This window comes from Phyllobacterium sp. MT110 (assembly GCF_058792715.1).
Map to the genome: position 1 here is coordinate 587,092 of NZ_JBXAFE010000002.1, position 22,376 is coordinate 609,467.

Here is a 22,376-nt window from a genome sequence, read left to right on the forward strand (position 1 = left end):
TGTCTCATTCGCGATGCGCTTGTCAGCGCGCGTCGGAACCGGTTGAAACCAGCGCCTTCAATTGTTTGCTGGCTGCTGCTTTCACCGCATCCTGCACCTTCTCGAAAGCACGCACTTCGATCTGGCGCACGCGCTCGCGGCTGATGCCGAACTCGGTCGACAGGTCCTCGAGCGTTACCGGATCGTCGGCCAGGCGGCGGGCCTGGAAAATGCGCCGTTCGCGGTCATTGAGCGATGACATCGCGCCGGAGAGCATTTCGCGCCGGTTCTCCAGTTCGTCCTGTTCGATCAGCATGTCTTCGGCGCTGTCGTGGTCGTCGACCAGCCAGTCCTGCCAGTCACCGCCGGCTTCGCCATCGGAAGAGCGGATCGGGGCGTTCAGCGATGCATCGCCGGACAACCGGCGGTTCATCGATACGACCTCGTCCTCGGACACGCTGAGACGGGTGGCGATTTCCTTGACCTGTTCAGGGTTGAGGTCGCCGTCGTCCAGCGCCTGAATCTTGCTCTTCACCTTGCGCAGGTTGAAGAACAGGCGCTTCTGGTTGGCTGTCGTGCCCATCTTGACCAGGCTCCACGAGCGCAGGACATATTCCTGGATCGAGGCCTTGATCCACCACATGGCATAGGTCGCCAAACGGAAGCCGCGTTCCGGCTCAAACCGCTTGACCGCCTGCATCAGGCCGACATTGCCTTCGGAAATGACCTCGCCGATCGGCAGGCCGTAGCCGCGATAACCCATGGCAATCTTGGCGACGAGCCGCAGATGGCTGGTCACGAGTCTATGGGCCGCTTTCGGATCGGCATGCTCCAGATACCGCTTGGCGAGCATGTACTCTTCCTGCGGTTCGAGCATGGGAAAACGGCGAATCTCTTCGAGATAACGGGTCAGTCCCCCGTCACCGGCAACAATACTTGGAAGATTTTGGGCCACTGAGCACCCCTCCTCATTGTGAGATGAACCCCCATTATCGGCGGGTTCGCAGCAACCGGCCGCCCGCATTGCGCGGCACGACCGGACCAGTGCTATCCATATATAGGTAGCATTTTGTCAAAAACACGATGCATTAAGAACCGAAACAATTTGTCACATAAACGTGAACAACAGAGTCAAGATTTCCGTCTGCGTTCTATAACGTACGGTATGAAATAAAGTTCCGCAAGTGTTTTCGATTTTTTCTGCGGGGATCCCTAAAGCGGAGTTGTCCGGAATGCGGTCAGCAGTTCGGCCATATCCTCCGGCACATCCGCTTCAAAGCGCATGATCTCGCCGGTGGACGGGTGTTCGAATGCCAGCACCTGCGCATGCAGCGCCTGCCGCGAAAAGCCCTTGACCACGCTCTGCAGGGGTTCGGCCAGCTTGTTGGCCTTGGTCTTGTAGGCGCTGCCATACTCCACGTCGCCCACCAGGGGGTGGCCGATATGGGCCATGTGCACGCGGATCTGATGGGTCCGTCCGGTTTCGAGGCGGCATTCGATCAGCGAGGCGACCGCGGTCGAATCCTCTTTGGCACCGAAGCGTTCCTGCACGTCGAAATGCGTGACGGCATGACGGGCATCATCGCGTTCCTCATGCACGACCGCCTGCTTGGTGCGGTCGCGGTGCGAGCGGCCGAGCGGCGCGTCGATGGTGCCGGTCTTGCGGTCGGGCGTGCCCCAGACAAGCGCGAGATAGGCGCGTTCCAGATCGCCGGTGCGGCCGTGATCGGCAAACTGGGCGCTGAGGTGGCGGTGGGCGAGGTCGTTCTTGGCCACGACCATGACGCCGCTGGTTTCCTTATCGAGACGGTGCACGATGCCCGGACGTTTGACGCCGCCGACGCCGGACAGCGTATCGCCGCAATGGTGGATCAGCGCATTGACCAGCGTGCCGGTCCAGTTGCCGTTGCCGGGATGTACCACGAGACCGGCGGGCTTGTTGATGACGATCAGGTCGGCATCCTCGTAGAGAATGTCGAGCGCGATGTCTTCGCCGGCGGGCGTCGCATCTTCCGGTTCGGGAATTTCCACCGTGATGCTGATGCCTTCGCGCAGCTTGTGTTTCGTCTCGCGCACGACCTTGCCATCGACGCTGACCTGCCCGTCGCCGATGAGCGCCTGGATGCGGTTGCGGGACAGATCCGGTGCCAGCTGCGCCGAGAGCCACGCGTCAAGTCGCTTGCCCGTTGCCTCGTTATCGGTAATTAGCTCTTTCAAAGACCGCGTCCCTTCGTTACAGAGGCTTGGTTTCGAAACCTCGGAGAATGCCATACATGGCCAATATCAATGCTGATACGGAAACGGAAGAGCAGCCGCTCGATCCAGCAATGGAACGGGTGCGCCGCAAGATGATCCGGCTTCTGGCTGTTTCCATCGGCATCATGGTGATTGGTCTTATGGCGGTGCTTGCGGCCATTGTCTACAAGATTAACCAGCCGGTGGGCGGCGCGGCCAAACCGGCAGCGGTACGTTCCGAGGCGCCGGGGCAGCCGATCGGCGATGCGCTGGTGGGTGAAGCCATCACGCTTGATCCCGGCACGCGCGTGCTGTCCCACAATCTTTCCGGATCGATGCTGTCGCTGGAAACGCGGCTGGCAAACGGTACGCGGCAGATTCTCGTCTATGACGTGGCGACGAAGCGCGTCGTGGCGCGCATTTCGGAAGCGGCCAATTAGATATTGCAGACCGCTGCAATGACCATTCTCTTGCAAATGGTCATTGCACTTTTCGATTTGCTTGATTATACCCGCGCAATCGACTGCGCGCCCATCGTCTAGCGGTCAGGACGGCGCCCTCTCACGGCGCAAACAGGGGTTCGATTCCCCTTGGGCGTACCACTCACCTGAAATGCGAAGAAGAATGTCTGGCCGGTTTGCACCGGCCATTGGTCGTATCAGGCACGCTTTTTCCTGGGCGCGGCCGCGCGCGGCCTGGTTTCAAGGCCGCTCTTGTAAAGATTGTTGCGGTCAAGGTTCTTGACATCGCGTTCGCCGCACAGCGCCATGGTGACGTCGAGCTCGTTGCGGATGATCTCCAGAGCTTGCGTGACGCCCTGCTTGCCGCCGGCACCCAGCCCATAGAGGAAGGCGCGGCCGATGAAGGTGCCCTTGGCGCCGATGGCGAGCGCCTTCAGCACATCCTGACCGGAGCGGATGCCGCCATCGAACAGAACTTCGATCTTGTCGCCGACCGCGTCGACGATATCGGCGAGCGCTGAGATCGAGGAGGGAGCGCCATCCAGCTGGCGGCCGCCGTGATTCGATACGATAATGGCATCGGCGCCGGTCGAGACGGCCATGCGTGCATCCTCGACATCGAGAATGCCCTTGAGGATCAGCTTGCCGCCCCAGCGTTCCTTGATCCAGGCGACATCGTTCCAGGACAGGCGTGGGTCGAATTGTTCATCCGTCCATGTGCCGAGCGAAGAGAGATCGCCGACACCCTTGGCATGGCCGACGATGTTGCGGAACGTGCGGCGCTCGGTCTTCAGCATGCCGAGGCACCATTGCGGGCGGGTGGCCATCTGCCAGATGTGCTTGGCGGTGAATTTCGGCGGGGCGGACAGTCCGTTGCGCACATCCTTGTGGCGCTGGCCGAGAATCTGCAGATCGAGCGTCAGCACCAGTGCGGAGCATTTGGCCGCCTTGGCGCGGTCGATCAGGTCTTTGACGAAGTCGCGGTCGCGCATGACATAGAGCTGGAACCAGAATGGCTTCTTCGTCACCGAGGCGACGTCCTCGATGGAACAGATGCTCATGGTCGACAGGGTGAACGGCACGCCGAATTCCTCGGCCGCCTGCGCCGCCAGCATTTCGCCGTCCGCATGCTGCATGCCGGTCAGGCCGGTCGGGGCGAGGGCAACCGGCATGGAGACCGTCTGGCCCGCCATGGTGCTTTCCAGTGTCCGGTCGCTCATATCGACGGCCACGCGCTGGCGCAGCTGGATCTTGCGGAAATCCTCCTCGTTGGCGCGGTAGGTGCTTTCCGTCCAGGCACCGGAATCCGCATAGTCGAAAAACATTTTCGGCACGCGGCGCTGGGCAATTCTCTTCAAATCGGCAATTTCAACGGTCTTGGGCATGGGTTCCGTCCGGAGGTTTCTGTTTTTGATTTTCGACAATAGCAAGGTTGGGAAGACAAGCACGAGAATTGTCAGAACGTGCCAAAAAGTCATATACGATTAATTGCTTTACAGGTAAATTCTTATTGAGGGTTTGGCATAAGCCCGGCGATTTGGCTATGATCGCGCTCCTGCCTCGTTATTTTCCGAAGGATATCCATTCATGACAAAACAACCGGTTCTCGTGCTCGGCCCCCTCATGCCCTATCTGCTGGCGGAGCTGGAGAAAAGATACGCGGTGGAGAAACTCTACGCGGAAAAGGATGCGCTGAAATTCTTGCAGGAGAATGCCGGGCGTTTTCGCGCTGCGGTGACCAGCACGTTCACCGGCATTACCGCCGATATGATCGACCTGTTGCCTCAGGTGGAGATTATTTCGTCCTTCGGCGTCGGAACGGATTCGCTGGATGTTGCCTATGCCAATACCAGGGGAATCCGGGTCGCCAATACGCCCGATGTGCTGAATGAAGACACGGCCAACATGGCGCTGCTGCTGCTGCTCGCCGCGACGCGCGATCTGGTCAAGAACGATCGGTTTGTGCGCGAGGGGCGCTGGGCCAGGGGCGAAAGCGCACCGCTGGCGCTGGGTATCGAAGGCAAGCGTGTCGGCCTTGTCGGGCTCGGGCGCATCGGCAGCGTCATCGCCAAGAAGCTTCTGGCATTCGGATGCGACGTTGCCTACCACACCCGCAGCAGGAAGGCTGACGCGCCCTATGCCTATTACGACAATCTCGTCGAGCTTGCCCGCGACAGCGCCGCGCTCATCGCCATCCTGCCGGGCGGCGAGGCAACACGGGGCGTGATTTCCCGCGAGGTCCTGCAGGCGCTCGGTCCAGACGGAACATTCGTCAATGTGGCACGCGGCACGGTGGTCGACGAGGCGGCGCTGGTGGAACTGCTGCAATCGGGCGAACTTGGCCGCGCCGGACTTGATGTGTTCGCTGATGAGCCGTCCGTGCCGGAAGCCCTGTTCAAGCTCGACAATGTCGTGCTGCAGCCGCATATGGGCAGCGCCACGCTGGAGACGCGCCGCGCCATGGCGGATCGCGTCGTCACCAATCTGGAACACTATTTTGCGGAAAAGCCCTAGCCGAACACCACGGTCTTGTGGCCGTTGAGCATGACGCGGGATTCGAGGTGCTTCTTGACGGCACGGGCGAGCACCCGGCTCTCGATATCGCGGCCGGTGGCGACAAAGTCCTCGGCGCTCATGGCATGGCTGACCCGCTCGGTCTCCTGCTCGATGATCGGACCCTCGTCGAGGTCGGGCGTGACATAATGCGCCGTCGCGCCGATCAGCTTCACGCCGCGCTCGAACGCCTGGTGATAGGGCTTTGCCCCCTTGAAGCTCGGCAGGAACGAATGGTGGATGTTGATCACCTTGCCGAACAGCCGCTTGGACAGAGTGTCCGACAGCACCTGCATGTAGCGGGCGAGGATGACGAGATCGGCGCCGGTGTCCTTGACGATCTTCAGCAGCGCCTCCTCCTGCGCCGTCTTGTTGTCCTTGGAGACGGGCAGCACGTGGTAGGGGATGCCCTCATGCTCGGCAAAGCGGCGGCTGTCCTCGTGGTTGGAGACGATGGCGGCGACTTCCGCATCGAGCCAGCCGACCTTGATCTGGTAGAACAGGTGCAGGAGCGCATGGTCGAACTTCGACACCATGATGACGATCTTCGGCTTCTTGGCCTGGTCGATCAGCGTGGTCTTCATGCCGAAGCGCTCGATGGCGGGCTTCAGCGCCCGCTCGACATCGTCCTTGGAGGTTTCTTCCGAGGCGGCAAAGGCGATGCGCATGAAGAACCGGTTGGTCTGGCGGTCCCAGAACTGGTTGCTCTCGGCGATATTGGCATCCAGCGCCGCCAGCTCCGTCGTCACCGATGCCACGATCCCCGGCTTGTCTTCGCACGACAGGGTGAGGACATAGTTCTTGTTTGGCATGGGAAACTCCAGGGATACGGGCGACAATGGACGGCGATCATAGTGAGGGCGGAAGAAACGCGTCGACACAAATGCGAAGCGCTCAGTCCTTTTTCCGGCATTCGGGTGCCCCGTCAAATGATCTTTCGTCACCGGGCGATGAGATTCCCTTCAACCGGCGGGCTTGGTTCCGTACCAGCGCGGGGTATAGACCCACTGGCCGCCATCCACCCGGTCAAAGCTCCGGGTGAGGGATGATCCCACGAGAATGACCGTGCGCATGTCGACCTGCTCGGGTGCAAGCTCCGCCAGGGTGATGACGCGCAGGGTTTCCGCCGGACGGCCGATGTCGCGGCCAAGCACGATGGGCGTTTGCGGCGCCCGGTGCTGGCGCAGGATTTCGATGGCGCGCGGCAATTGCCAGGGGCGCGGTTTGGAGATCGGATTGTAGAAGGCCATGGCGAAATCCGCTTCGGCCGCCAGCGCGATGCGCTTTTCAATGATGTCCCACGGTTTCAGATTGTCGGACAGCGACAGGATGCAGAAATCATGGCCGAGCGGTGCGCCGCTGCGGCTGGCGGCCGCCATCGCGGCGGAAACGCCGGGAACGATCTGCAGGTCGACCCCGTGCCAGGCCGGATTGTCGGATTCGTGCAAGGCTTCGACCACGGCGGCAGCCATGGCGAAAACGCCGGGGTCGCCGGATGAAATCATCACCACCGAACGGCCCGAAGCGGCCAATTCGAAGGCGTGGCGGGCACGCTGCATTTCCTCGCGATTGTCCGTCATGTGAATGATTTGATCGGGGCGGAAAGACCCGGCCATGCGCACATAGGTCTCGTAGCCGAGAACGTCCTCGGCACGCTGCAGTTCCTGTTTCACTGCAGGAATCATGAAGTCCGGATCGCCCGGTCCAAGCCCGATGACCGCAAGGCGGCCGCGCCGATGCCCGGCGCGTGTCACGTCATCGGGCGTGGCCGCAACGGCGATGGCAAGCCTATCGCCGCCGCTTTGGCGCACCGGCTCTTTGATGAAGGCCGATAGGATATCTCCGGCACTGTTTCCGTTTGCCGGAAGCAGCCGCAGCGGCAGGCCAAGCTCAGCCGCAAGATGGTGGAGCGGGGCGCTTGCACTGCGTTCTTCGCTGGCAGCAAGGCAGACGACGGAAGCAAGCGCGATATTCTCCGCCGCAAGCGCGGCCCGCATCTCTTCAGCACTGAAATCACCGGCAATGCCGACAACCGCCACCTTGGGATGAAAGACCAGCTCGTTCTTCTGCGGGGTACTATCCGACGGCGTGATGCGGATATGCATCGTGCCGTTATCGTCGACCGGCAGGCGCGCCTCTTCCAGCCATGGCGCCGGACCATCGATCCGCACGGTCTGGCCGGCGAGAAGATCCGCGATGAAGCGCTTGCCGTCCTCGGGGTTCTGCAGATGGAATTCCGCCGGCGGATTGAGCAGGCAGGTGCCGAAGCGCAATTCGCCCGATGTGGTGATTGCAGGCGATACGCGAAGAATTGCGGAAAGCTGCCGCGCCAGCACATTGACGCCGGTGGTTCCGCCAAGCAGCGGCACCACGGCGCTGCCGTCATCGGCAATGGCAAGTACCGGCGGTTCGCCGCCCTTGTTCTCCAACAGAGATGCCAGAGCACGGATTGTAATGCCGGCGGAGCACAGAGCGGCAATGGCGTTGCCGTTGCGGTAATGGGTGCGCAGCGTTTCGCCGAAATTGGTGTAGGTGTGATCGGCACCCTGCGCGCGGCCTTCCAGCCCGTGAATGACCGCTTCGGGATAGTCAGCCTTGATCCGCAGCGCTGTTTCCATGCCCTGCGCGCTCAAAACCATCAGGACCAGCGGGGCTGTCATTCGCCGCCACCCTGCCATTTCTCGCCCGGCACGAGAATGAGCGAGAAATAGGGTGAAGACTCCGGATCGACATCGCGCAACGGCACAATGCGCTGGGCGTCCATGGTGGCGCGCTCGACGTACAGCGCGCGGTCCATCAGCCCGAGGTCGGCGATGACATCGCGTACCTTCGCCAGGTTCTTGCCGAGCTTCATGATGGCGGCCGCTTCCGTCGCGGCGAGGCGGCTTTTCAGCTCGTGGGCCGGAAGCACGCCGGAGAGCACCGTCAATGTCTGGTTGCGGTAGACCAGCGGCGCACCGAGCACGGCCGCGCCACCCAGAATGGAGCAGACGCCGGGCACGACTTCCGTCTCATACTGTTCGGCCAGCCGGTCGTGGATATACATGAAGGAGCCATAGAAGAACGGGTCGCCCTCGGCAATGACGGCGACGTCCTTGCCCGCATCCAGATGCGTTTTGAGACGTTCGGTGATCTCGCCGTAGAAATCGCTGACGATGGCTTCATAATTCATGTGCGCTGGCAGCTTTTCTGTGGTGACCGGATAGATCAGCGGCACAAGCAACTGGTTGTCGTTGAGATAGGTCTCGACGATGGTCAGCGCATTGCCCTTCTTGCCCTTGGCAGCGTGGTAGGCGACAACGGGCGCCGCCTGCAGCAGCCGCAGGGCCTTGAGGGTAATGAGTTCGGGATCGCCGGGACCAACGCCCAGTCCGAAAAGCCGTCCAGGCTGCGGCATTATTCTTTCTCCGAAGCGAGTGCATTGAGTGCGGCTGCGGCCATGGCGCTGCCGCCCCGCCGTCCGTGTACGACGACGAAGGGAACGCCGCGGCTGTTTTCGGCCAGCGCCGCCTTCGATTCCATCGCGCCGACGAAGCCGACGGGAAAGCCGAGGATGAGCGCGGGTTTCGGCGCGCCTTCATCGAGCATTTCGAGGAGGCGGAACAGGGCGGTCGGTGCATTGCCGAAGGCCACCACGGCACCGGCGAGATGCGGGCGCCACAGTTCGAGCGCCGCCGCCGAACGGGTATTGCCCATGTCGCGGGCGAGGGCCGCGACAGAGGGATCGGAGAGCGTGCAGATGACGTCATTGTTGGCGGGCAGGCGCGCGCGCGTCACCCCTTCGAGCACCATACGGGCATCGCACAGGATGGGTGCGCCGTTGGCGAGTGCGGCAACACCCGCTGCGCCCGCGCCTTCGGAAAAGGCGAGGTCCCCGATCACATCGACCATGCCGCAGGCATGGGCGACACGCACGGCCAGCTTTTCCAGATCGGCGGGAATGCGGCTGAGATCGGCCTCGGAGCGGATGATGGCGAAGGAGCGATCATAGATCGCCTGACCGTCGCGGATATAGTCAAGCATGCGGTGGCCCCCCAGAGCCGGAAGTGAGCGGCCTTTGGGTCGATGGCCGGGAATTCAACGGAAGGTTGCCGATCCAGTCGGCAGCTTCCTCGATAGTAACATGTGCAGCCAATAGCTTGCCAAAACGCGACGGTCCATTGGTCGCACGCAGAAATATGTTGTAGTACCCCGGTTCGGTTGCAACCAGCGTGACCGGTTTTGCCGAAGGCGAGGCGCAGGATTTGCTGCAGCCGGTCAGGTGAACCGCCATATCAGGAGCTGTGTTGCGCAGCAATGCGCCGAGCTTGAGGCCATCGGCCTGCGTTGCGCCAAGCGCCGATCCGCAACCGGCGGAGCCGGAACAACTGATCATGGTTGCAAGCGGATTATCCGGCCGGGCGGCGAACCCAAGGGCCTCGAACTCCCGCACTGTTTGCGATGCCATGGCTTCGGGCACTTCAGGCAACATTATGCTCTGCCACGGCGTCATCAGCAGCTTTCCATTGCTGTTTTTTGCAGCCAGCGCTGCCACGGCGTCCAGCCCGTCGGGATCAAGGCGCCCGAGCGGCGGCATGGCGCCGGCAAGGCGGTGGTCGCTGCCGCGTTCCGGCAGCAGGCCGAGATGTCCATGCGGGCGGGGCAAGGATCGGCGCCATTGATCGGCCTGTTCATTGCGTATTGAAAAATTCAGACGCTTTTCCAGCTGGGCGGCGAATGCGTCGCGCCCGATGGCTGCGATCATGTGGCGAAGCCGCGAGGCGGCCGGATTGGCGGCATTCCAGTCGATGAACGCATCGAGAATCGCCGTGACCAGTTGCGTGGCCCGGGATGCGCCGACACTGCCGAGGGCGGGCATATCATCCGCTCCCGTCGGCGGTATGCCGGCAACGCCCAGGGCAAACCGGGGGCTCTCTGCGTCGATGGCGCTCAGCCAGATGTCATGAGGATGCTCTACCATGGCAACGCTTTCGCCGCCGTCGACGAGAATGGAAAATTTCGGCGACAGGCGCTGGTAGGAGGCATTGGTCTGCAGGATTTCGAGCAGCTGCAAGGCCAGCGGCCGCACGTCGAAACTGCCCGGCACGACACCGGCGATCGGGCTGACCATGACATTGCGGACATCGTCGCCCCGGTCGGTCAATGGCCCGAGCCCGGCGGCCAGCAGCGCTGCGATCAGCGGATTTTCCGTATCGGGCCGCACGCCGCGAATCTGCAGGTTGGCCCGGTTGGTGATCTCGATGACGCCATTGCCGAACTGCCGGGCTGCATCGGCAACGCGGTGCGCCTGTTCGGCGCTCAGCGTGCCGAACGTCAGTTTCACCCGGCATATCGCGCCATCAAGCGCCTTGGCCATGCGGAACAATCCGGGGCAGGCGGACCGCCGGTCTTCAATTCTGTTCGGGACTGCGTCCATGGTGCTTAACTGGCTCATCGGATCAGGGTTTTACAGGATGGCCGGTGCGGAGGAAAGAAATATGATCCGCAATTGCAACGGGCATGCTGTTCGAGCTTCGTTGACCCTTCCGGCGCTTTCGGGCATGCATAGCCTCTGCAATCAACGGGACATGACATGACGCCTTGGCTGACGATTATCGGGATTGGTGAAGACGGCTATGGCGGACTGGGTGCCAATGCCCGCGCCGCGCTGGACCATGCCACCACGGTTTTCGGCGGCAGGCGGCACCTCGAATTCCTGCCGGAAACACTTGGCGCAAAGCGGATCGCGTGGCCGACGCCCTTTTCCGATGTCTATCCCACCCTGACGGCGCTGCGCGGCACCCAAGTGGTGGTGCTTGCCAGCGGCGATCCCATGCATTTCGGCATGGGGGCAACGCTGACGCGGTTCGTTGACCGGAGTGAAATGCGCATTCTGCCCGCGCCGTCCTCCTTTTCTCTTGCGGCGGCGGCCATGGGCTGGCCGGTGCAGCAAGTCCAATTGCTCAGCGTGCACGGGCGGCCCGTGGAAACCCTGTTCAGATCATTCACGCCGGGAGCAAAGCTGCTGATCCTCAGCAATGATGGCGGCACGCCGGCGCAGGTGGCGCAGATGCTGGCGGCCAATGGCTTTGGTTCTGCCCGGCTTACGGTGCTCGAACATATGGGCGGGGCGGCGGAACATCGCGTCGAGGGATCGGCCGGGGAATGGCATCACCCCCGGGGCGCCGATCTCAATGTTCTCGCGGTGGATTGCGGACGGGCCGAACCGGAGGCGCGGTCCTATTCCATCCTTTCGGGCCTGCCTGACGAGGCCTATGAGAATGACGGCCAGTTGACCAAGCGGGATGTCCGCGCCGTCACGCTGGCGCGGCTCGGGCCGCGTCCGGGAGAGTTGTTGTGGGACGTCGGGGCCGGATGCGGCTCCATCGGCATCGAATGGATGCGGAGCGATCCCTCCTGCCGGACAATCGCCGTGGAGGCCAATGACGGGCGGCAAGGCGTCATCGAGCGCAATGCCCGCGCGCTGGGTGTTCCGGATCTGCAGCTGGTCCGGGGGGAAGCCCCGGCAGCACTCTTTGGTCTGGCCAGCCCGGACGCCATATTCGTCGGCGGCGGCGCTACCGACAGCGGCGTGATGGATGCCTGCTGGAACGCGCTGAAGCCGGGCGGGCGGCTTGTGGCCAATGCCGTGACCCTGCAGAGCGAGGCGGCACTGATCGGCTGGCGCGGCAGGTTCGGCGGCGAGCTGACAAAACTTGCCGTTGCGCAGGCGCAGCCGCTCGGTTCCTTTGATGCGTGGCGCTCCGCCTTGCCCGTGGTGATCTATTCGGTCCGCAAACCCGCGGATTGACAGCCAGACCGGCGCCGCGACAGGATTGCGACAGGATTATGCAGTCTAAGGGGGGCGGGTGATTGCTATTGCGCGCGAATTCATATTCAACCGGTACACAAGTTCCGATCTTTCGGTCGTGACCGCCGTTTTGATTTCCGGCCCCGATAGCAATCTGGGAGACTCTAGCAGGAATTAAATATGGCAACTTACAAGTACTTCACCTGGCCGTTTCTGTTCACGGCGGTTGGACTGGCGCTCGGCGCGTGGATAGGGTTCGTCTATTCGGGAACGGTCGAAGGCACATTATCGGTCCTCTTCATCTGTGCGGTGCTGGGCATTCTTGAAATTTCGCTGTCCTTCGACAATGCGATTGTGAACGCCAGGATTCTTCGGGACATGACGCCGGTCTGGCAGCGACGGTTTCTGACCTGGGGCATCATCATCGCCGTGTTCGGCATGCGGATCATCTTTCCGCTGGCGATTGTCGCGATCGCCGCGTGGATCGATCCGATTTCGGCGCTGAAGCTGGCCATTTCAAATCCGGAGCAATATGCGCGGATCATGCAGGACGCCCATGTCGGCATTTCCGCCTTTGGCGGTACGTTTCTCCTGATGGTCGGCCTCAAGTTCTTCTTCGATCATGAGAAAGACGTGCACTGGATTCGCGTCGTTGAAAGCCGCGCGTCCCGCTTTGCCTCGGTGCAGGGCATCGAGGTCGGCGTGGTCCTGGCATTGATCATCTTCTTTTCCAGGCAGCTCGACGGTGCGGAGTCGGTGACGTTCCTGACGTCGGCCATTTACGGCCTGCTGACCTTCCTCGTGGTGGAGGGGCTTGGCGCGATTCTCGATGCTTCGCAGGAACAGATGGACACGGTCCACAAGGGCGGGCTTGGCGCTTTCCTGTATCTGGAAGTGCTCGATGCGAGTTTTTCGTTCGACGGTGTCATCGGTGCGTTCGCGCTGTCGACCAATCTGTTTGTCATTGCGATCGGTCTGGGCATCGGTGCGTTCTACGTGCGCGCGCTGACCATCATGATGGTGGAGAAGGAGACGCTCGGCCAGTACCGCTATCTCGAGCACGGGGCATTCTACGCGATCCTTGTGCTTGCGGTGATCATGTATTGCCAGACCTTGTTTCATATTCCCGAAGTGATCACCGGTTTCATCGGCGCGGCACTCATCATCTTCTCGCTGTGGTCGTCGATCCGCTACCGGCGCCGGCATCCGGATCAGGCGGAACACGCCTGATCCGCTTCAATGTCCCGACAAAAAGCCATCCGGGTTCCGGATGGCTTTTTTGCAGGTGAAATGAAGGGTTTAGAGCCTGGCAGCGAGGGCCGCGAGCTGGTCGGTGCACAGACCCCAACCTGCATGAAAGCCCATTTTTTCGTGGGCTTCCCGGTCGGCCACCGTCCAGTGCCGGACAAGCGCGGTGTATTTCGTCTTGCCGCCGCCGGCATCTTCCAGCGTGATGATGCCGGTCATGAACGGTTTCTCCGACGGCTTCCAGTCGCTGGTATAGGCATCGGTGAAGACGAGCCGTTCGTTTTCGACGACTTCGAGATAGACACCTTGATTGGGAAACTCGGTGCCATCGGGACCGCGCATGACGATGATGCTGGTGCCGCCGGCGCGCACGTCAAGCTCGGCGTGCGGTGTGGTGTAGGGCAGTGGTGCGAACCACTGCTTGAGAAGGTCGACCTCGGTCCAGGCCCGGAATATGTTTGCACGGGGCGCATCAATGATGCGGGTGATAACGAGGTCGCGGTCGGTAATTTCGCTGGTGGATGTCATGATGGTCTCCTGCGTGAATGGTTTCGATGCAAGGACGAATGGCAATCGGCCAGGCCGACACGATATCGGAATTTTTTCGTATTTTTCCGCGATCAGTTCTGGCTGAGGCGGTCGAGATGCATGCGGATGTGGGCGGCTTCCGCCGGTGTATTGGCAAGGGCTATCGCGCGGTCGAAGGCAATGCGCGCCTCCCGGCTGCGGCCAAGCTGCATCAGCAGCCCGCCCTTGACGCCGAAGAAGTGAAAATAGCCGGAAAGCCTGTCTTCCAGCGGCTCGATCAGCAGCAGCGCCGCCTCGGCACCATGCACCTTGGCCACCGCTATGGAGCGATTCAGCGTGACAACGGGTGAGGGGCTTATCCGTTCGAGCGCGGCATAGAGCTGATCGATTTCCAGCCAGTCCGTATCCTGCGGCTGCCGGGCCCGCGCATGCAGGGCGGCAATGGCCGCCTGCACCTGATAGGCGCCCGGCTGCCGGTGGCGCATGGCCTTGTCGATCAGGGCAAGACCTTCGGCGATCATCGTCTGGTTCCACAGGCCGCGGTCCTGATCGTCCAGCAGAACGACTGCGCCTTCCGCGTCGAATCGGGCCTTGGCACGGGCGTGCTGGAGCAGCAGAAGGGCGGTCAGCCCCATGATTTCCGGTTCCGCGGGGAAAATGCGCAGGAGCAGGCGCGCCAGCCGGATCGCCTCGTCGCAGAGCGGAAACCGCGCCGCCACTTCCGTGCTGCCTGCTGAATAGCCCTCGTTGAAGATCAGGTAGATCATTGCACTCACGGCCGAAAGCCGTTCTGCCCGCTCGAAGGCATCGGGTGTGTCGAACGGGATTTCGCCGGAGGAAATCCGCCCCTTGGCTCGGGTGATGCGCTGCTCCATGGCGCTTTCGCCGACAAGAAACGCCCGGGCGATCTGGCGGACCGAAAGTCCCGACACGATGCGCAGTGCCAGCGCAATCTGCTGCGTGGCCGGAAGATCCGGATGACAGCAGATGAACAGCAGCCGGAGGATATCGTCGCGGTAGTCGGCGCTGTCGATCTTCTCGGCGATGGCCGATTCGGCGTCTCCGAGGTCGGACAGCAGGTCTTCGGGCGGCAGTGGCTGCTGCTTGGCCTGACGCCGGACGGTATCGATGGCGCTGTTGCGGCCGACGAAGATCAGCCACGCCGTGGGATCGCGCGGCGGGCCGTTCTTCGGCCAGTTTTTCAGCGCGCGCAGACAGGCCTCCTGGAAGGCTTCTTCCGCCGTGTCGAGATTGCGGAAATAGCGCAACAGGGCACCCACCGCCTGCGGGCGCGCGGCTGTCAGCGCGGCATCGATCCAGGCCGGGTCGGTCATTGGGAACCCGATCCGGGTCTGAACAAGGCGATCGGGCGTATTTCGTAGGACCCCTGTCCGGGATTGGCCTGCGCCAGATCGCGGGCGATATCGAGTGCCTCGTCGAGCGATTCGCAGTCAACCACATAGAATCCGAGAAACTGTTCCTTGGTTTCGGCGAAGGGGCCGTCGATGACGAGGGGCTCGCCGCGGGATTTGCGCAGCGTTGTCGCGGCAGTCGTTGGCAGCAGCCGGGCGACCGGCCCGAGCTTGCCTGATTTGGCGAGCTTGTCCTGCACGACACCAAGCCGTTCCATGACAAGGTCGTCTTCCTCCTTGGACCACGAACCGACCACGTCCTCCATGTTGTAGCAAAGTATGGCGTAAAGCATCCCGTTACTCCTTCTTCCTCAAGACGAACCACTATCGCTGATCCCGACATGAGGTCGAGAAAAATTGCAAGCCTGCCTCGGCTCACCTTGCGGAGTGAAATTCGTTGGCAACCAGCGGTTGACGCTGGAAACGAAACTGCTCTCTAATGTCTGGCAGGCGAACATGCACAGCCAGCCGGCGGTTAAAGAATCAAGTGACGGGGTAATGAATGGGACACAGTATGCGCAATGCGGCCATGTACGGGATCGGCATTGTTTTCCTCGCTCTGGCCTGGGCAAAAAACAAGCTGCAGGGCTATACGACGCCCAACAAGGTCGATCGCTCCGACACCGATGGCCGCATCGACTACGTCTACGACACCGTCGCCTCGTGGAAGCGGTATCTGCCCGCCGGCTTCGATCTGGAGGGCAAGGACGTTCTTGAGCTGTGTCCGGGGTCGTCGCTCGGCACCGGCGCCATCCTGCTCGGCTATGGCGCCAAGTCCTATCGTGCCGTTGACGTGTTCGAACTCGCGGGTACGGAGCCAGCCGCCTATTTTGCCAGACTTTTCGACCGGTTTCCGGAGCGCGAAGCCTATGCTCCCAGTATCGACCGGGCGAAACAACTGACCGAAGGCCCCGATTCCGACCTGTTCAGCTATCGCGTCGGCCGGGATTTCGACATTCCACGGCTGGCGGACAACAGAAAGTTCGACCTGATCCTGAGCTGTGCCGCATTCGAACACTATGACGACATCGAAGCGACGATTGCCAATATCTCCAAGGTTGCCCGCAGCGGCTGCATCGCCGAGCACATTGTCGATTATCAGACACACTCCCGCTGGATTCGCGAGCAGGATCCGAACAATATCTATCGATACTCGGAAGGTCTTTACCGGCTGTTTTCCTTTCCCGGACAGCCCAACAGGCGCCGCCCGCTGGACTATGTCAGGGCATTCGAAGCCAATGGCTGGAAAAATGTCCGCGTCATCAATGCCCGTGCAATCCCGCGGGAGCATCTGGCCCGTTCCGTTTCGGGAATGGCGCCGCCCTTCGACCGGCCTGATATGCAGATGGACATGTTGTCCGGTGTGGTCATTGCGGAATGGCCGTGAACGGAAATCCCGACGCACCGGGACTTATTTGGGTGCCGGTGACCGCAGCTGCTTGACGGTGGCGCGCACCACGTAGCGCGCACGGCCCAGCGTGTTGCTGCGCAACCGCCGCAATTTCCAGCGCATGCCAAGGTCGGTTTTGATCTTCTTCGCGTCGAAACTCATCTTCATTGCCGAAGCGTCCCGGGCTGTCTTGATGGGGTCGGCGTAAAATTCATGAATTTTTGCCTTGGACATGCCCGCACTTTTGAACCAGCGCGGAATATATGTGTTGCACAGCCGGTCCACGTCGGTGAGGGCTTTTTCAATCCCCGTGCCGGTGATCGGGCAGACGACGCAGAAGGCGTCCCCGATGAGAACAACCCCATCCTGTTCGTGATTGTGCACCTGTACCAGGTCAATGGGGCGGGCAATGACCGGACCGGCAATGGTGATTTCGCCAAACACCCTTTCCAGACCCGGCATCACTGCGCGCAGACCCTGCGCGGGCTGATCCCGGAATGTGCGGGTCCATTCCTCCGACGATGTCCGATAAACGAAAAAGTTGGCGCGAATTTTATCGCCTATGGGAAAGAGCGTCAGGTAGGACACGCGGTCATTGAATTTTGCCCCGTTCCACACAAGGGATGGAAAGGGAAAATGCGATCGCGGCTGTACCAGATCGAAACCGCAGCACAGCGAATGCTGCGGGCTTATGATGTCCCGTTCGATCCCGAGCTTCTTGCGGATCGTATCGCCGAGCCCCGTGGCAACGATCAGGAGCCGTGCGGTGAATTTCCGGCCATCGGATAATGTCACGTGCTGCAGGTTTTCGCTGGTCGTAATGTCATCGACCCGGCCGACAATGGAACGCACGCCCGCAGGGATGGCACGGCGCACTGTATTGACCAGATCGGAATAATCGCCGCCATATTCGGGCGTCGTGGTTCGCTCGAACCGGCCGAATCGGTGGAGCCATACGCCGTCAAACGCGGTCACCTCGGCACGCACGACGTCGCCAAGGCCGATGCGCTCGAACAGCTCCATCTGGGTTTGCGCGACTTTCTCGGCGCGAAAGTCCGGCGGATGACGCTCGTGACTGCTGATCAGGGTCACACCGTAGCCCTGACGGAACAGCGCGATGGCGGCACTGGCTCCTGCCAGCCCGCCTCCGATGATCGCCACATCGGTCTGGATGGGCTGTGCCTCCGTCCCTTGAATTGCCAATTCCGGTTCAACCATGCATGCTCCGCAGACCTGTAGACAGCTCGATCAGTCAATGTGAAGCCGGATAATACAGCGTAAATAAGATGTATGTTAAACAATCGATTATGCTGGTTGTGGATAGAGTGTTCACGTATGTGTCTGTCGTGAAGGGGTGAGTGTTTGTGATTCCAGAATATGATATCCGGGTTTACAGCCATCCCGATCAGCTCTCGCCCCAATGGCCGGCGGCCGGTACGGCCACGGATGCAAGGCAGTATATTTTCCAGACGACCACATTCCTGCAGACGTGGCTGGCATCCTATGGCACCCGGCCGGGCAATCGGCTTTGTCTGGTCGAGGTCTGGGATCTCTCCGGAAATCCGCTGTGCTTTCTGCCGTTCAGCCTCTCGTCCCGGCATGGCGGGCGCGTCCTTACCTTCGTCGACGATGGCGTGGCGGATTACAACGCGCCGATCCTGTTTCCCAACGGCGATGAATGGACCCGGACATCCGCCGAACAGCTGTGGAACAGGATTGCGAAAGCCTTGCCGCCGTTCGACATGGCGATCTTCGACAAAATGCCGGAGCAAATCCGCGACCGCACGAATCCGCTGTTCCTGCTGGCTGAAGACTTGAACGGCGAGTCGTGTCACCTGACCAACCTCAAGCGCAGCTGGCCGGAGGTCGATCAGTCGCAGCCGGGGTCGAAGAACCTGCGGAACCGGCATCGGGCGCTGGAGCGGCTGGGCGAATGCCGGCTGCTGATTGCCGGGACACCGGAAGAACGCGCCTTTGTTCTGGAGACGCTGCTTGCCCAGAAACAGCGCCGGTTTGAAGAAACGCAGGTGCCGGGTTTCGACAAGGAGCCGGAGAAGCAGAGCTTTTTCACACTGGGAACCGACAATTTTGCCGCGGCAAATGCGCTGCACCTGTCCGCGCTCGTCGTGAACGGCCAGGTTATCGCGGCGATGTGGGGGCTGGTCGAAGGCAGGCACTATTACGGGCTGGTGTTCACGTTTGAATCCGGCGAATGGTCCAAATATTCTCCGGGGCGGGTGCTGCACTATCTGCTGCTGCGCCATTTGCTCGATAGCGGCTATGATTGCCTGGACCTCGGCATCGGCGACGAACCATGGAAGCTGAACTGCTGCGACGTCACCATCGACCTGAAGAAGATGACGCTTGTCCGCACGGCGCGGGGACGGATCATTGCAACGCGGTTGCGGGTGATGGAGAGGCTGCGTGCGACGCCCTTGTGGCAGAAACTCAGGCCGCTCAAGTGGAAAGTCTTACGCGCGTTGCGCTAATGCCATAAGAGATATGATAGTGAATACGCCATTGCGGGATGGCGGTGCATGTGTAGCGGTTTCCAGACTGGGGCAGGACTTGATTGATGACCGTTTCGATTATCATGAAAACGCTGAACGAAGAAAAGCGCATCGCAGCGGCGATTGAAAGCGCATTGCAAGCCTTGCCGGGCGGCACGGTCGAAGTCATCGTGGCCGATAGCGGTTCCACCGACCGGACGGTCGAAATCGCCATGCGCTATCCGGTGACCGTGGCGCAGATCGTCAATCCGGCCAAGCCCAGCTGTGGCATCGGCCCGCAATTGGGCTTCCAGTACAGTCATCACGATCTCGTCTGCCTCATGGATGGCGACATGCTGCTCGACAAGGATTTCCTTGCTGCGGCCATTGCATTTCTCGAAGCCAATCCCCGGGTTGCGGGGGTGACGGGACATGTGGTGGAAATGAACGTCGACAATCTCGAATTCACCCGCCGGGTGCGCCGCGTGTCGCCGGAAAACCGGACGGGATCAATCGACCGCATGAATGGCAGCGGGCTTTACCGCCGCGCCGCCATTGCCGAGGCCGGCTATTTCTCTGACCGCAATCTGCATGGCTATGAGGAATTCGACCTGGGCGTGCGCCTGCGGTCGCTCGGATGGGAACTGCACCGGCTTGACCGCCGTTTCGTCGCGCATTTCGGCCACTCCATCAATGCCTACACGCTGCTGGTGCGGCGCTGGCGGTCGAAATATCTGCGGGGCGTCGGCGAATTGCTGCGTGCCGCGCTTGGCCGCCCCCATTGGAACAAACTGGTGCACGAACTGCCGGAACTTCGCCTGTGGGCCGGGGTCTATCTGTGGTGGCTGGCGATGATCGGGCTTCTGGTTTTCCTGTCCGACAAGAAGACGGCGCTATTGATCGATGCCGCTTTGATCGTTCTCGTCGCCGCCGCGATGAGCCTGAAGCAGCGCAGCCTGTCGCTGGGCGTTTATGCCGTTGTCGCCTGGTGTTTCCATGCCGCCGCCCTGCCGCTCGGCTTTTTCCATCCCCGCCGCCAGCCGGATGACTGGATCGAGAGTAAGGTCGTCTCCAAGGACCACTAGGCTGCCCTCAAAGACACAGGATTGCACCGCATCATGTCCACGCTGAGATTGGCCGCCTTCGCTCTTGGTTTCCTGCTCGTCGCGGGCGCGGCGAGGGCGGGCGATGTCTGGTCGCCGGTCCGGGAGGTGTCGCTCGAGCTGCAAAGCGGCAGTCCTCTCGATTTTTCCACGCTGCTGCCCAATCCGCCGATCAGCGAGCAGAGCCGGATCGTCATCAATGGAGACGGCCGGTTGGCCCGTGCGGATGCGGAGACGAGCCCTGTGCGGTTCCTGTGTGCATCGCTGGGCTGGAGCCCGGCCTCCGGCGGCTTTCCCGACCATGACGGGGCTGACCGCTATGCCCGCCAACTGAAAATGCATGGCTACAACATCGCGCGCTTTCATTTTGTCGATGCGGCGCTGATGTTCGGCCGTGCCGCCGATTTCGATTTCGATCCGGAAACCATGGACCGTTTCCGCTATCTGATGGCGGCGTTGAAGCGCAACGGCATTTACTGGATGATGGACGGTCTGAGTTCCACCCGCGGCGCCTATGGCGGATATGACGATCGCTGGAATCTCACCGGCGACATGAAGCTCGAGGTGCAGATCGATGAAAAGACCTTTCAGCACTGGCTGAAATTCCAGCAGCTGGTGCTGGCAACGGTCAACCCCTATACGGGAATCGCGCCGATTCGCGATCCGGCTCTGGTGGCGATCATCCCGTTCAACGAAAACAGCATCGAGTTTGACAGCATCCTGCATCAGCGCGATGGCCAGCCGCAATATTCACGGCTTCTGCAACCTCCATTCAATGCCTGGTTGCAAAAACGCTATGCCTCGACGGCAGCGCTTTCCCGTGCATGGGGCGCGGTCGAAGCTGGCGAGCGGCTGGAGGACGCAACGGTCGGCCTGCCGGCCAATCGTTATGAAAAGACGCCGCGCATGCGCGACCTGCAGGCCTTCTTCGTCGATGTGGAAACGCGTTCCGCCGAACGGATGACGGCAGCGCTGCGCGATCTCGGCTACCGGGGTGTGGTGGCGCCCTACAACAACTGGCCGAGTGTCCAGACAAGCCTGACACGGGCGGGGCAGCAGGCAGTGTCGATGAACACCTATCAGGATTGGGTCGGGGGTTACGAACCGGGCAGTTCGCTCGGTCAGAAGAGCTCGATCGCCGACGGGGCGGCTTACATGCGGATGATGGCGGCGGCGCGCTGGCTGAACCGCCCCTTTATCGTCACGGAATATGATCACCTCTTCTGGAGCCATTATCGTTACGAGGCCGGCATTGTCATGCCCGCCTACGCGGCATTGCAGAATTGGGATGTGCTGTGCCGCCATGGGCATGGGCCCATCGTGCTGGCCTATGGCGAGGATTTTGCCCATAAACGCCAGATGCTGCCCTATGCCATTGCGCTTGATCCGGTTGCGCGTGCGGGCGAAACGCTGGCAGCCCTGCTGTTCAGGCGCGGTGATGTGCAGGGCTCGCCGGTTTCCATCCCCTTCCGCATCCGGGGAATGGAGGATTTGACGCAGAACATGTATGAGCGGGAACCCGATGCATTGACGACGCTCGCCCTGCTTGCGGCAATCGGGTTGCAGAAGGATGCGCCATCGGCACCAGCCCACGGTCTGGTAGCGGCATCGCCCCGCGATCCCGCGTCCGGCGGCAAACTCATCGCCGCGATGCGCGACAGCAGGCTGCTTGTGCCCGAAAACAGCACGGACGCCGGCAAGGGGATTTTTGAGAGCGACACGAATGAGATCCGCCTGGACCAGAACAAGCTGCGCATGACGGTGAAAACCGGGCGAACCGAAGCCATTGCCTTCGCCGACCTTGCCGATACGGTCACGCTTGCCAACCTGACCGTCGGCAATGCCGCGGGCAAGGGCCTGTTTGCCGTTTCAGCGCTGGATGACCGGCCGGTCGGCAGCAGCCGCCGCCTGCTGGTCATCTACGCGACCGATGCCCAGAACACCGCCATGCGATTTTCGGATGGGGAAGAACGGGTCATCGCCGATTTCGGCCGCCTGCCCGCCCGCATCAAGGTGGGAAGCGTCGATTTCTCCCTGCCCGGGAAAGGACGCTGGACCGTCTCGCCGGTGGGGCTGGATGGCAGGGTCCGGCCTGCGATTGCCCGGGGAAGCGGCGCGGTTGCAACGCGGCTTTCCAACGACGGACCCGAGGGACCCACCACCTATTTCCTTATTGAACGGCAATAAT

20 protein-coding genes and 1 tRNA gene are annotated in these 22,376 nt (G+C 61.4%); 9 read left to right on the forward strand and 12 right to left on the reverse strand.

Features of this window, described 5'->3' with window-relative positions:
- Positions 1-22: 22 nt before the first annotated feature.
- Both rpoH and AC1Q5O_RS14485 read right to left on the reverse strand, forming a co-directional pair.
- Entirely contained in the window at positions 23-934 is a 912-nt protein-coding gene (rpoH, locus tag AC1Q5O_RS14480; protein ID WP_223613638.1) for an RNA polymerase sigma factor RpoH, read from the reverse strand.
- 257 nt (positions 935-1,191) lie between these two features.
- Entirely contained in the window at positions 1,192-2,250 is a 1,059-nt protein-coding gene (locus AC1Q5O_RS14485; protein WP_492563795.1) for an RluA family pseudouridine synthase, read from the reverse strand.
- Between the two features lie 2 nt (positions 2,251-2,252).
- Between AC1Q5O_RS14485 and AC1Q5O_RS14490 the strand changes: the two genes are divergently transcribed.
- On the forward strand, positions 2,253-2,654 hold the full coding sequence (locus tag AC1Q5O_RS14490; RefSeq protein ID WP_319025543.1) for a fimbrial protein: 402 nt from the start codon (positions 2,253-2,255) through the stop codon (positions 2,652-2,654).
- Between the two features lie 87 nt (positions 2,655-2,741).
- A tRNA-Glu gene (locus tag AC1Q5O_RS14495) sits at positions 2,742-2,816 on the forward strand.
- Between the two features lie 56 nt (positions 2,817-2,872).
- Here the strand turns inward: AC1Q5O_RS14495 and AC1Q5O_RS14500 are convergent.
- A complete protein-coding gene (locus AC1Q5O_RS14500) occupies positions 2,873-4,060 on the reverse strand; it encodes an alpha-hydroxy acid oxidase (protein ID WP_472462352.1) in 1,188 nt (395 codons plus the stop codon).
- Positions 4,061-4,262: 202 nt separating this feature from the next.
- On the opposite strand from AC1Q5O_RS14500, the gene AC1Q5O_RS14505 reads away from it, so the two are divergent.
- Positions 4,263-5,189, forward strand: coding sequence for a 2-hydroxyacid dehydrogenase (locus AC1Q5O_RS14505; protein WP_223613635.1), 927 nt, complete (start codon positions 4,263-4,265; stop codon positions 5,187-5,189).
- On the opposite strand, the gene purU is transcribed toward AC1Q5O_RS14505, so the two are convergent.
- The 5 genes from purU to cobG form a co-directional block, all read right to left on the reverse strand.
- Positions 5,186-6,040 (reverse strand): formyltetrahydrofolate deformylase, encoded by an 855-nt coding sequence (gene purU / locus AC1Q5O_RS14510; RefSeq protein ID WP_464661574.1) that lies wholly within the window; start codon positions 6,038-6,040, stop codon positions 5,186-5,188. The two genes, AC1Q5O_RS14505 and purU, sit on opposite strands and share 4 nt — an antisense overlap.
- Before the next feature lie 150 nt (positions 6,041-6,190).
- Complete coding sequence (gene cobJ / locus AC1Q5O_RS14515) at positions 6,191-7,888, reverse strand: precorrin-3B C(17)-methyltransferase (RefSeq protein WP_492563797.1); 1,698 nt, start codon at positions 7,886-7,888, stop codon at positions 6,191-6,193.
- Positions 7,885-8,625: a precorrin-2 C(20)-methyltransferase gene (locus AC1Q5O_RS14520; protein WP_492563798.1), complete on the reverse strand. Its 741-nt coding sequence runs from the start codon at positions 8,623-8,625 to the stop codon at positions 7,885-7,887. The genes cobJ and AC1Q5O_RS14520 overlap by 4 nt, the downstream gene beginning before the upstream one ends.
- Entirely contained in the window at positions 8,625-9,251 is a 627-nt protein-coding gene (locus tag AC1Q5O_RS14525; protein WP_472462354.1) for a precorrin-8X methylmutase, read from the reverse strand. The genes AC1Q5O_RS14520 and AC1Q5O_RS14525 overlap by 1 nt, the downstream gene beginning before the upstream one ends.
- On the reverse strand, positions 9,244-10,662 hold the full coding sequence (gene cobG / locus AC1Q5O_RS14530; protein ID WP_492563799.1) for a precorrin-3B synthase: 1,419 nt from the start codon (positions 10,660-10,662) through the stop codon (positions 9,244-9,246). The genes AC1Q5O_RS14525 and cobG overlap by 8 nt, the downstream gene beginning before the upstream one ends.
- A gap of 138 nt (positions 10,663-10,800) precedes the next feature.
- On the opposite strand from cobG, the gene cbiE reads away from it, so the two are divergent.
- Together cbiE and AC1Q5O_RS14540 are read left to right on the forward strand one after the other, a co-directional pair.
- A complete protein-coding gene (gene cbiE / locus AC1Q5O_RS14535; RefSeq protein WP_492563800.1) occupies positions 10,801-12,018 on the forward strand; it encodes a precorrin-6y C5,15-methyltransferase (decarboxylating) subunit CbiE in 1,218 nt (405 codons plus the stop codon).
- A gap of 180 nt (positions 12,019-12,198) precedes the next feature.
- Positions 12,199-13,248, forward strand: a complete 1,050-nt coding sequence (locus tag AC1Q5O_RS14540; RefSeq protein ID WP_492563802.1) for a DUF475 domain-containing protein — start codon at positions 12,199-12,201, stop codon at positions 13,246-13,248.
- A 69-nt stretch (positions 13,249-13,317) separates the two neighbouring features.
- Here the strand turns inward: AC1Q5O_RS14540 and AC1Q5O_RS14545 are convergent, their stop codons facing one another.
- From AC1Q5O_RS14545 to AC1Q5O_RS14555, 3 genes are all read right to left on the reverse strand, one after another.
- On the reverse strand, positions 13,318-13,794 hold the full coding sequence (locus tag AC1Q5O_RS14545; protein WP_492563804.1) for an SRPBCC family protein: 477 nt from the start codon (positions 13,792-13,794) through the stop codon (positions 13,318-13,320).
- Between the two features lie 92 nt (positions 13,795-13,886).
- Entirely contained in the window at positions 13,887-15,128 is a 1,242-nt protein-coding gene (locus AC1Q5O_RS14550; protein ID WP_472462358.1) for an RNA polymerase sigma factor, read from the reverse strand.
- Entirely contained in the window at positions 15,125-15,499 is a 375-nt protein-coding gene (locus tag AC1Q5O_RS14555; RefSeq protein ID WP_223613625.1) for a YciI family protein, read from the reverse strand. The genes AC1Q5O_RS14550 and AC1Q5O_RS14555 overlap by 4 nt, the downstream gene beginning before the upstream one ends.
- Positions 15,500-15,708: 209 nt before the next feature.
- Here AC1Q5O_RS14555 and AC1Q5O_RS14560 point away from each other — a divergent pair, with 209 nt between their 5' ends.
- The gene (locus tag AC1Q5O_RS14560) at positions 15,709-16,593 is read left to right on the forward strand and encodes a methyltransferase domain-containing protein (RefSeq protein ID WP_492563807.1); all 885 of its coding nucleotides are present in this window, start codon (positions 15,709-15,711) and stop codon (positions 16,591-16,593) included.
- Between the two features lie 24 nt (positions 16,594-16,617).
- On the opposite strand, the gene AC1Q5O_RS14565 is transcribed toward AC1Q5O_RS14560, so the two are convergent.
- Entirely contained in the window at positions 16,618-17,814 is a 1,197-nt protein-coding gene (locus tag AC1Q5O_RS14565) for an FAD-dependent oxidoreductase (RefSeq protein ID WP_492563809.1), read from the reverse strand.
- Between the two features lie 140 nt (positions 17,815-17,954).
- Here AC1Q5O_RS14565 and AC1Q5O_RS14570 point away from each other — a divergent pair, with 140 nt between their 5' ends.
- The 3 genes from AC1Q5O_RS14570 (at position 17,955) to AC1Q5O_RS14580 (ending at position 22,375) form a co-directional block, all read left to right on the forward strand.
- Positions 17,955-19,085: a GNAT family N-acetyltransferase gene (locus AC1Q5O_RS14570; RefSeq protein WP_472462361.1), complete on the forward strand. Its 1,131-nt coding sequence runs from the start codon at positions 17,955-17,957 to the stop codon at positions 19,083-19,085.
- 86 nt (positions 19,086-19,171) lie between these two features.
- Positions 19,172-20,170 (forward strand): glycosyltransferase family 2 protein, encoded by a 999-nt coding sequence (locus AC1Q5O_RS14575; protein ID WP_492563810.1) that lies wholly within the window; start codon positions 19,172-19,174, stop codon positions 20,168-20,170.
- A 33-nt stretch (positions 20,171-20,203) separates the two neighbouring features.
- Complete coding sequence (locus AC1Q5O_RS14580) at positions 20,204-22,375, forward strand: glycoside hydrolase (RefSeq protein ID WP_492563812.1); 2,172 nt, start codon at positions 20,204-20,206, stop codon at positions 22,373-22,375.
- Position 22,376: the final 1 nt, after the last annotated feature.

Excerpts from the sequence above, each read along its gene's own strand:
- AC1Q5O_RS14575 (WP_492563810.1), top strand. The coding sequence starts at position 19,172 with ATGACCGTTTCGATTATCATGAAAACGCTGAACGAAGAAAAGCGCATC.
- AC1Q5O_RS14500 (WP_472462352.1), bottom strand. The coding sequence starts at position 4,060 with ATGCCCAAGACCGTTGAAATTGCCGATTTGAAGAGAATTGCCCAGCGC.
- AC1Q5O_RS14550 (WP_472462358.1), bottom strand. The coding sequence starts at position 15,128 with ATGACCGACCCGGCCTGGATCGATGCCGCGCTGACAGCCGCGCGCCCG.
- AC1Q5O_RS14565 (WP_492563809.1), bottom strand. The coding sequence starts at position 17,814 with ATGGTTGAACCGGAATTGGCAATTCAAGGGACGGAGGCACAGCCCATC.
- cobJ (WP_492563797.1), bottom strand. The coding sequence starts at position 7,888 with ATGACAGCCCCGCTGGTCCTGATGGTTTTGAGCGCGCAGGGCATGGAA.
- AC1Q5O_RS14560 (WP_492563807.1), top strand. The coding sequence starts at position 15,709 with ATGGGACACAGTATGCGCAATGCGGCCATGTACGGGATCGGCATTGTT.
- AC1Q5O_RS14490 (WP_319025543.1), top strand. The coding sequence starts at position 2,253 with ATGGCCAATATCAATGCTGATACGGAAACGGAAGAGCAGCCGCTCGAT.
- AC1Q5O_RS14580 (WP_492563812.1), top strand. The coding sequence starts at position 20,204 with ATGTCCACGCTGAGATTGGCCGCCTTCGCTCTTGGTTTCCTGCTCGTC.
- AC1Q5O_RS14525 (WP_472462354.1), bottom strand. The coding sequence starts at position 9,251 with ATGCTTGACTATATCCGCGACGGTCAGGCGATCTATGATCGCTCCTTC.
- cobG (WP_492563799.1), bottom strand. The coding sequence starts at position 10,662 with ATGAGCCAGTTAAGCACCATGGACGCAGTCCCGAACAGAATTGAAGAC.
- purU (WP_464661574.1), bottom strand. The coding sequence starts at position 6,040 with ATGCCAAACAAGAACTATGTCCTCACCCTGTCGTGCGAAGACAAGCCG.
- AC1Q5O_RS14545 (WP_492563804.1), bottom strand. The coding sequence starts at position 13,794 with ATGACATCCACCAGCGAAATTACCGACCGCGACCTCGTTATCACCCGC.
- AC1Q5O_RS14540 (WP_492563802.1), top strand. The coding sequence starts at position 12,199 with ATGGCAACTTACAAGTACTTCACCTGGCCGTTTCTGTTCACGGCGGTT.
- AC1Q5O_RS14485 (WP_492563795.1), bottom strand. The coding sequence starts at position 2,250 with ATGGCATTCTCCGAGGTTTCGAAACCAAGCCTCTGTAACGAAGGGACG.
- AC1Q5O_RS14555 (WP_223613625.1), bottom strand. The coding sequence starts at position 15,499 with ATGCTTTACGCCATACTTTGCTACAACATGGAGGACGTGGTCGGTTCG.
- AC1Q5O_RS14520 (WP_492563798.1), bottom strand. The coding sequence starts at position 8,625 with ATGCCGCAGCCTGGACGGCTTTTCGGACTGGGCGTTGGTCCCGGCGAT.
- cbiE (WP_492563800.1), top strand. The coding sequence starts at position 10,801 with ATGACGCCTTGGCTGACGATTATCGGGATTGGTGAAGACGGCTATGGC.
- AC1Q5O_RS14505 (WP_223613635.1), top strand. The coding sequence starts at position 4,263 with ATGACAAAACAACCGGTTCTCGTGCTCGGCCCCCTCATGCCCTATCTG.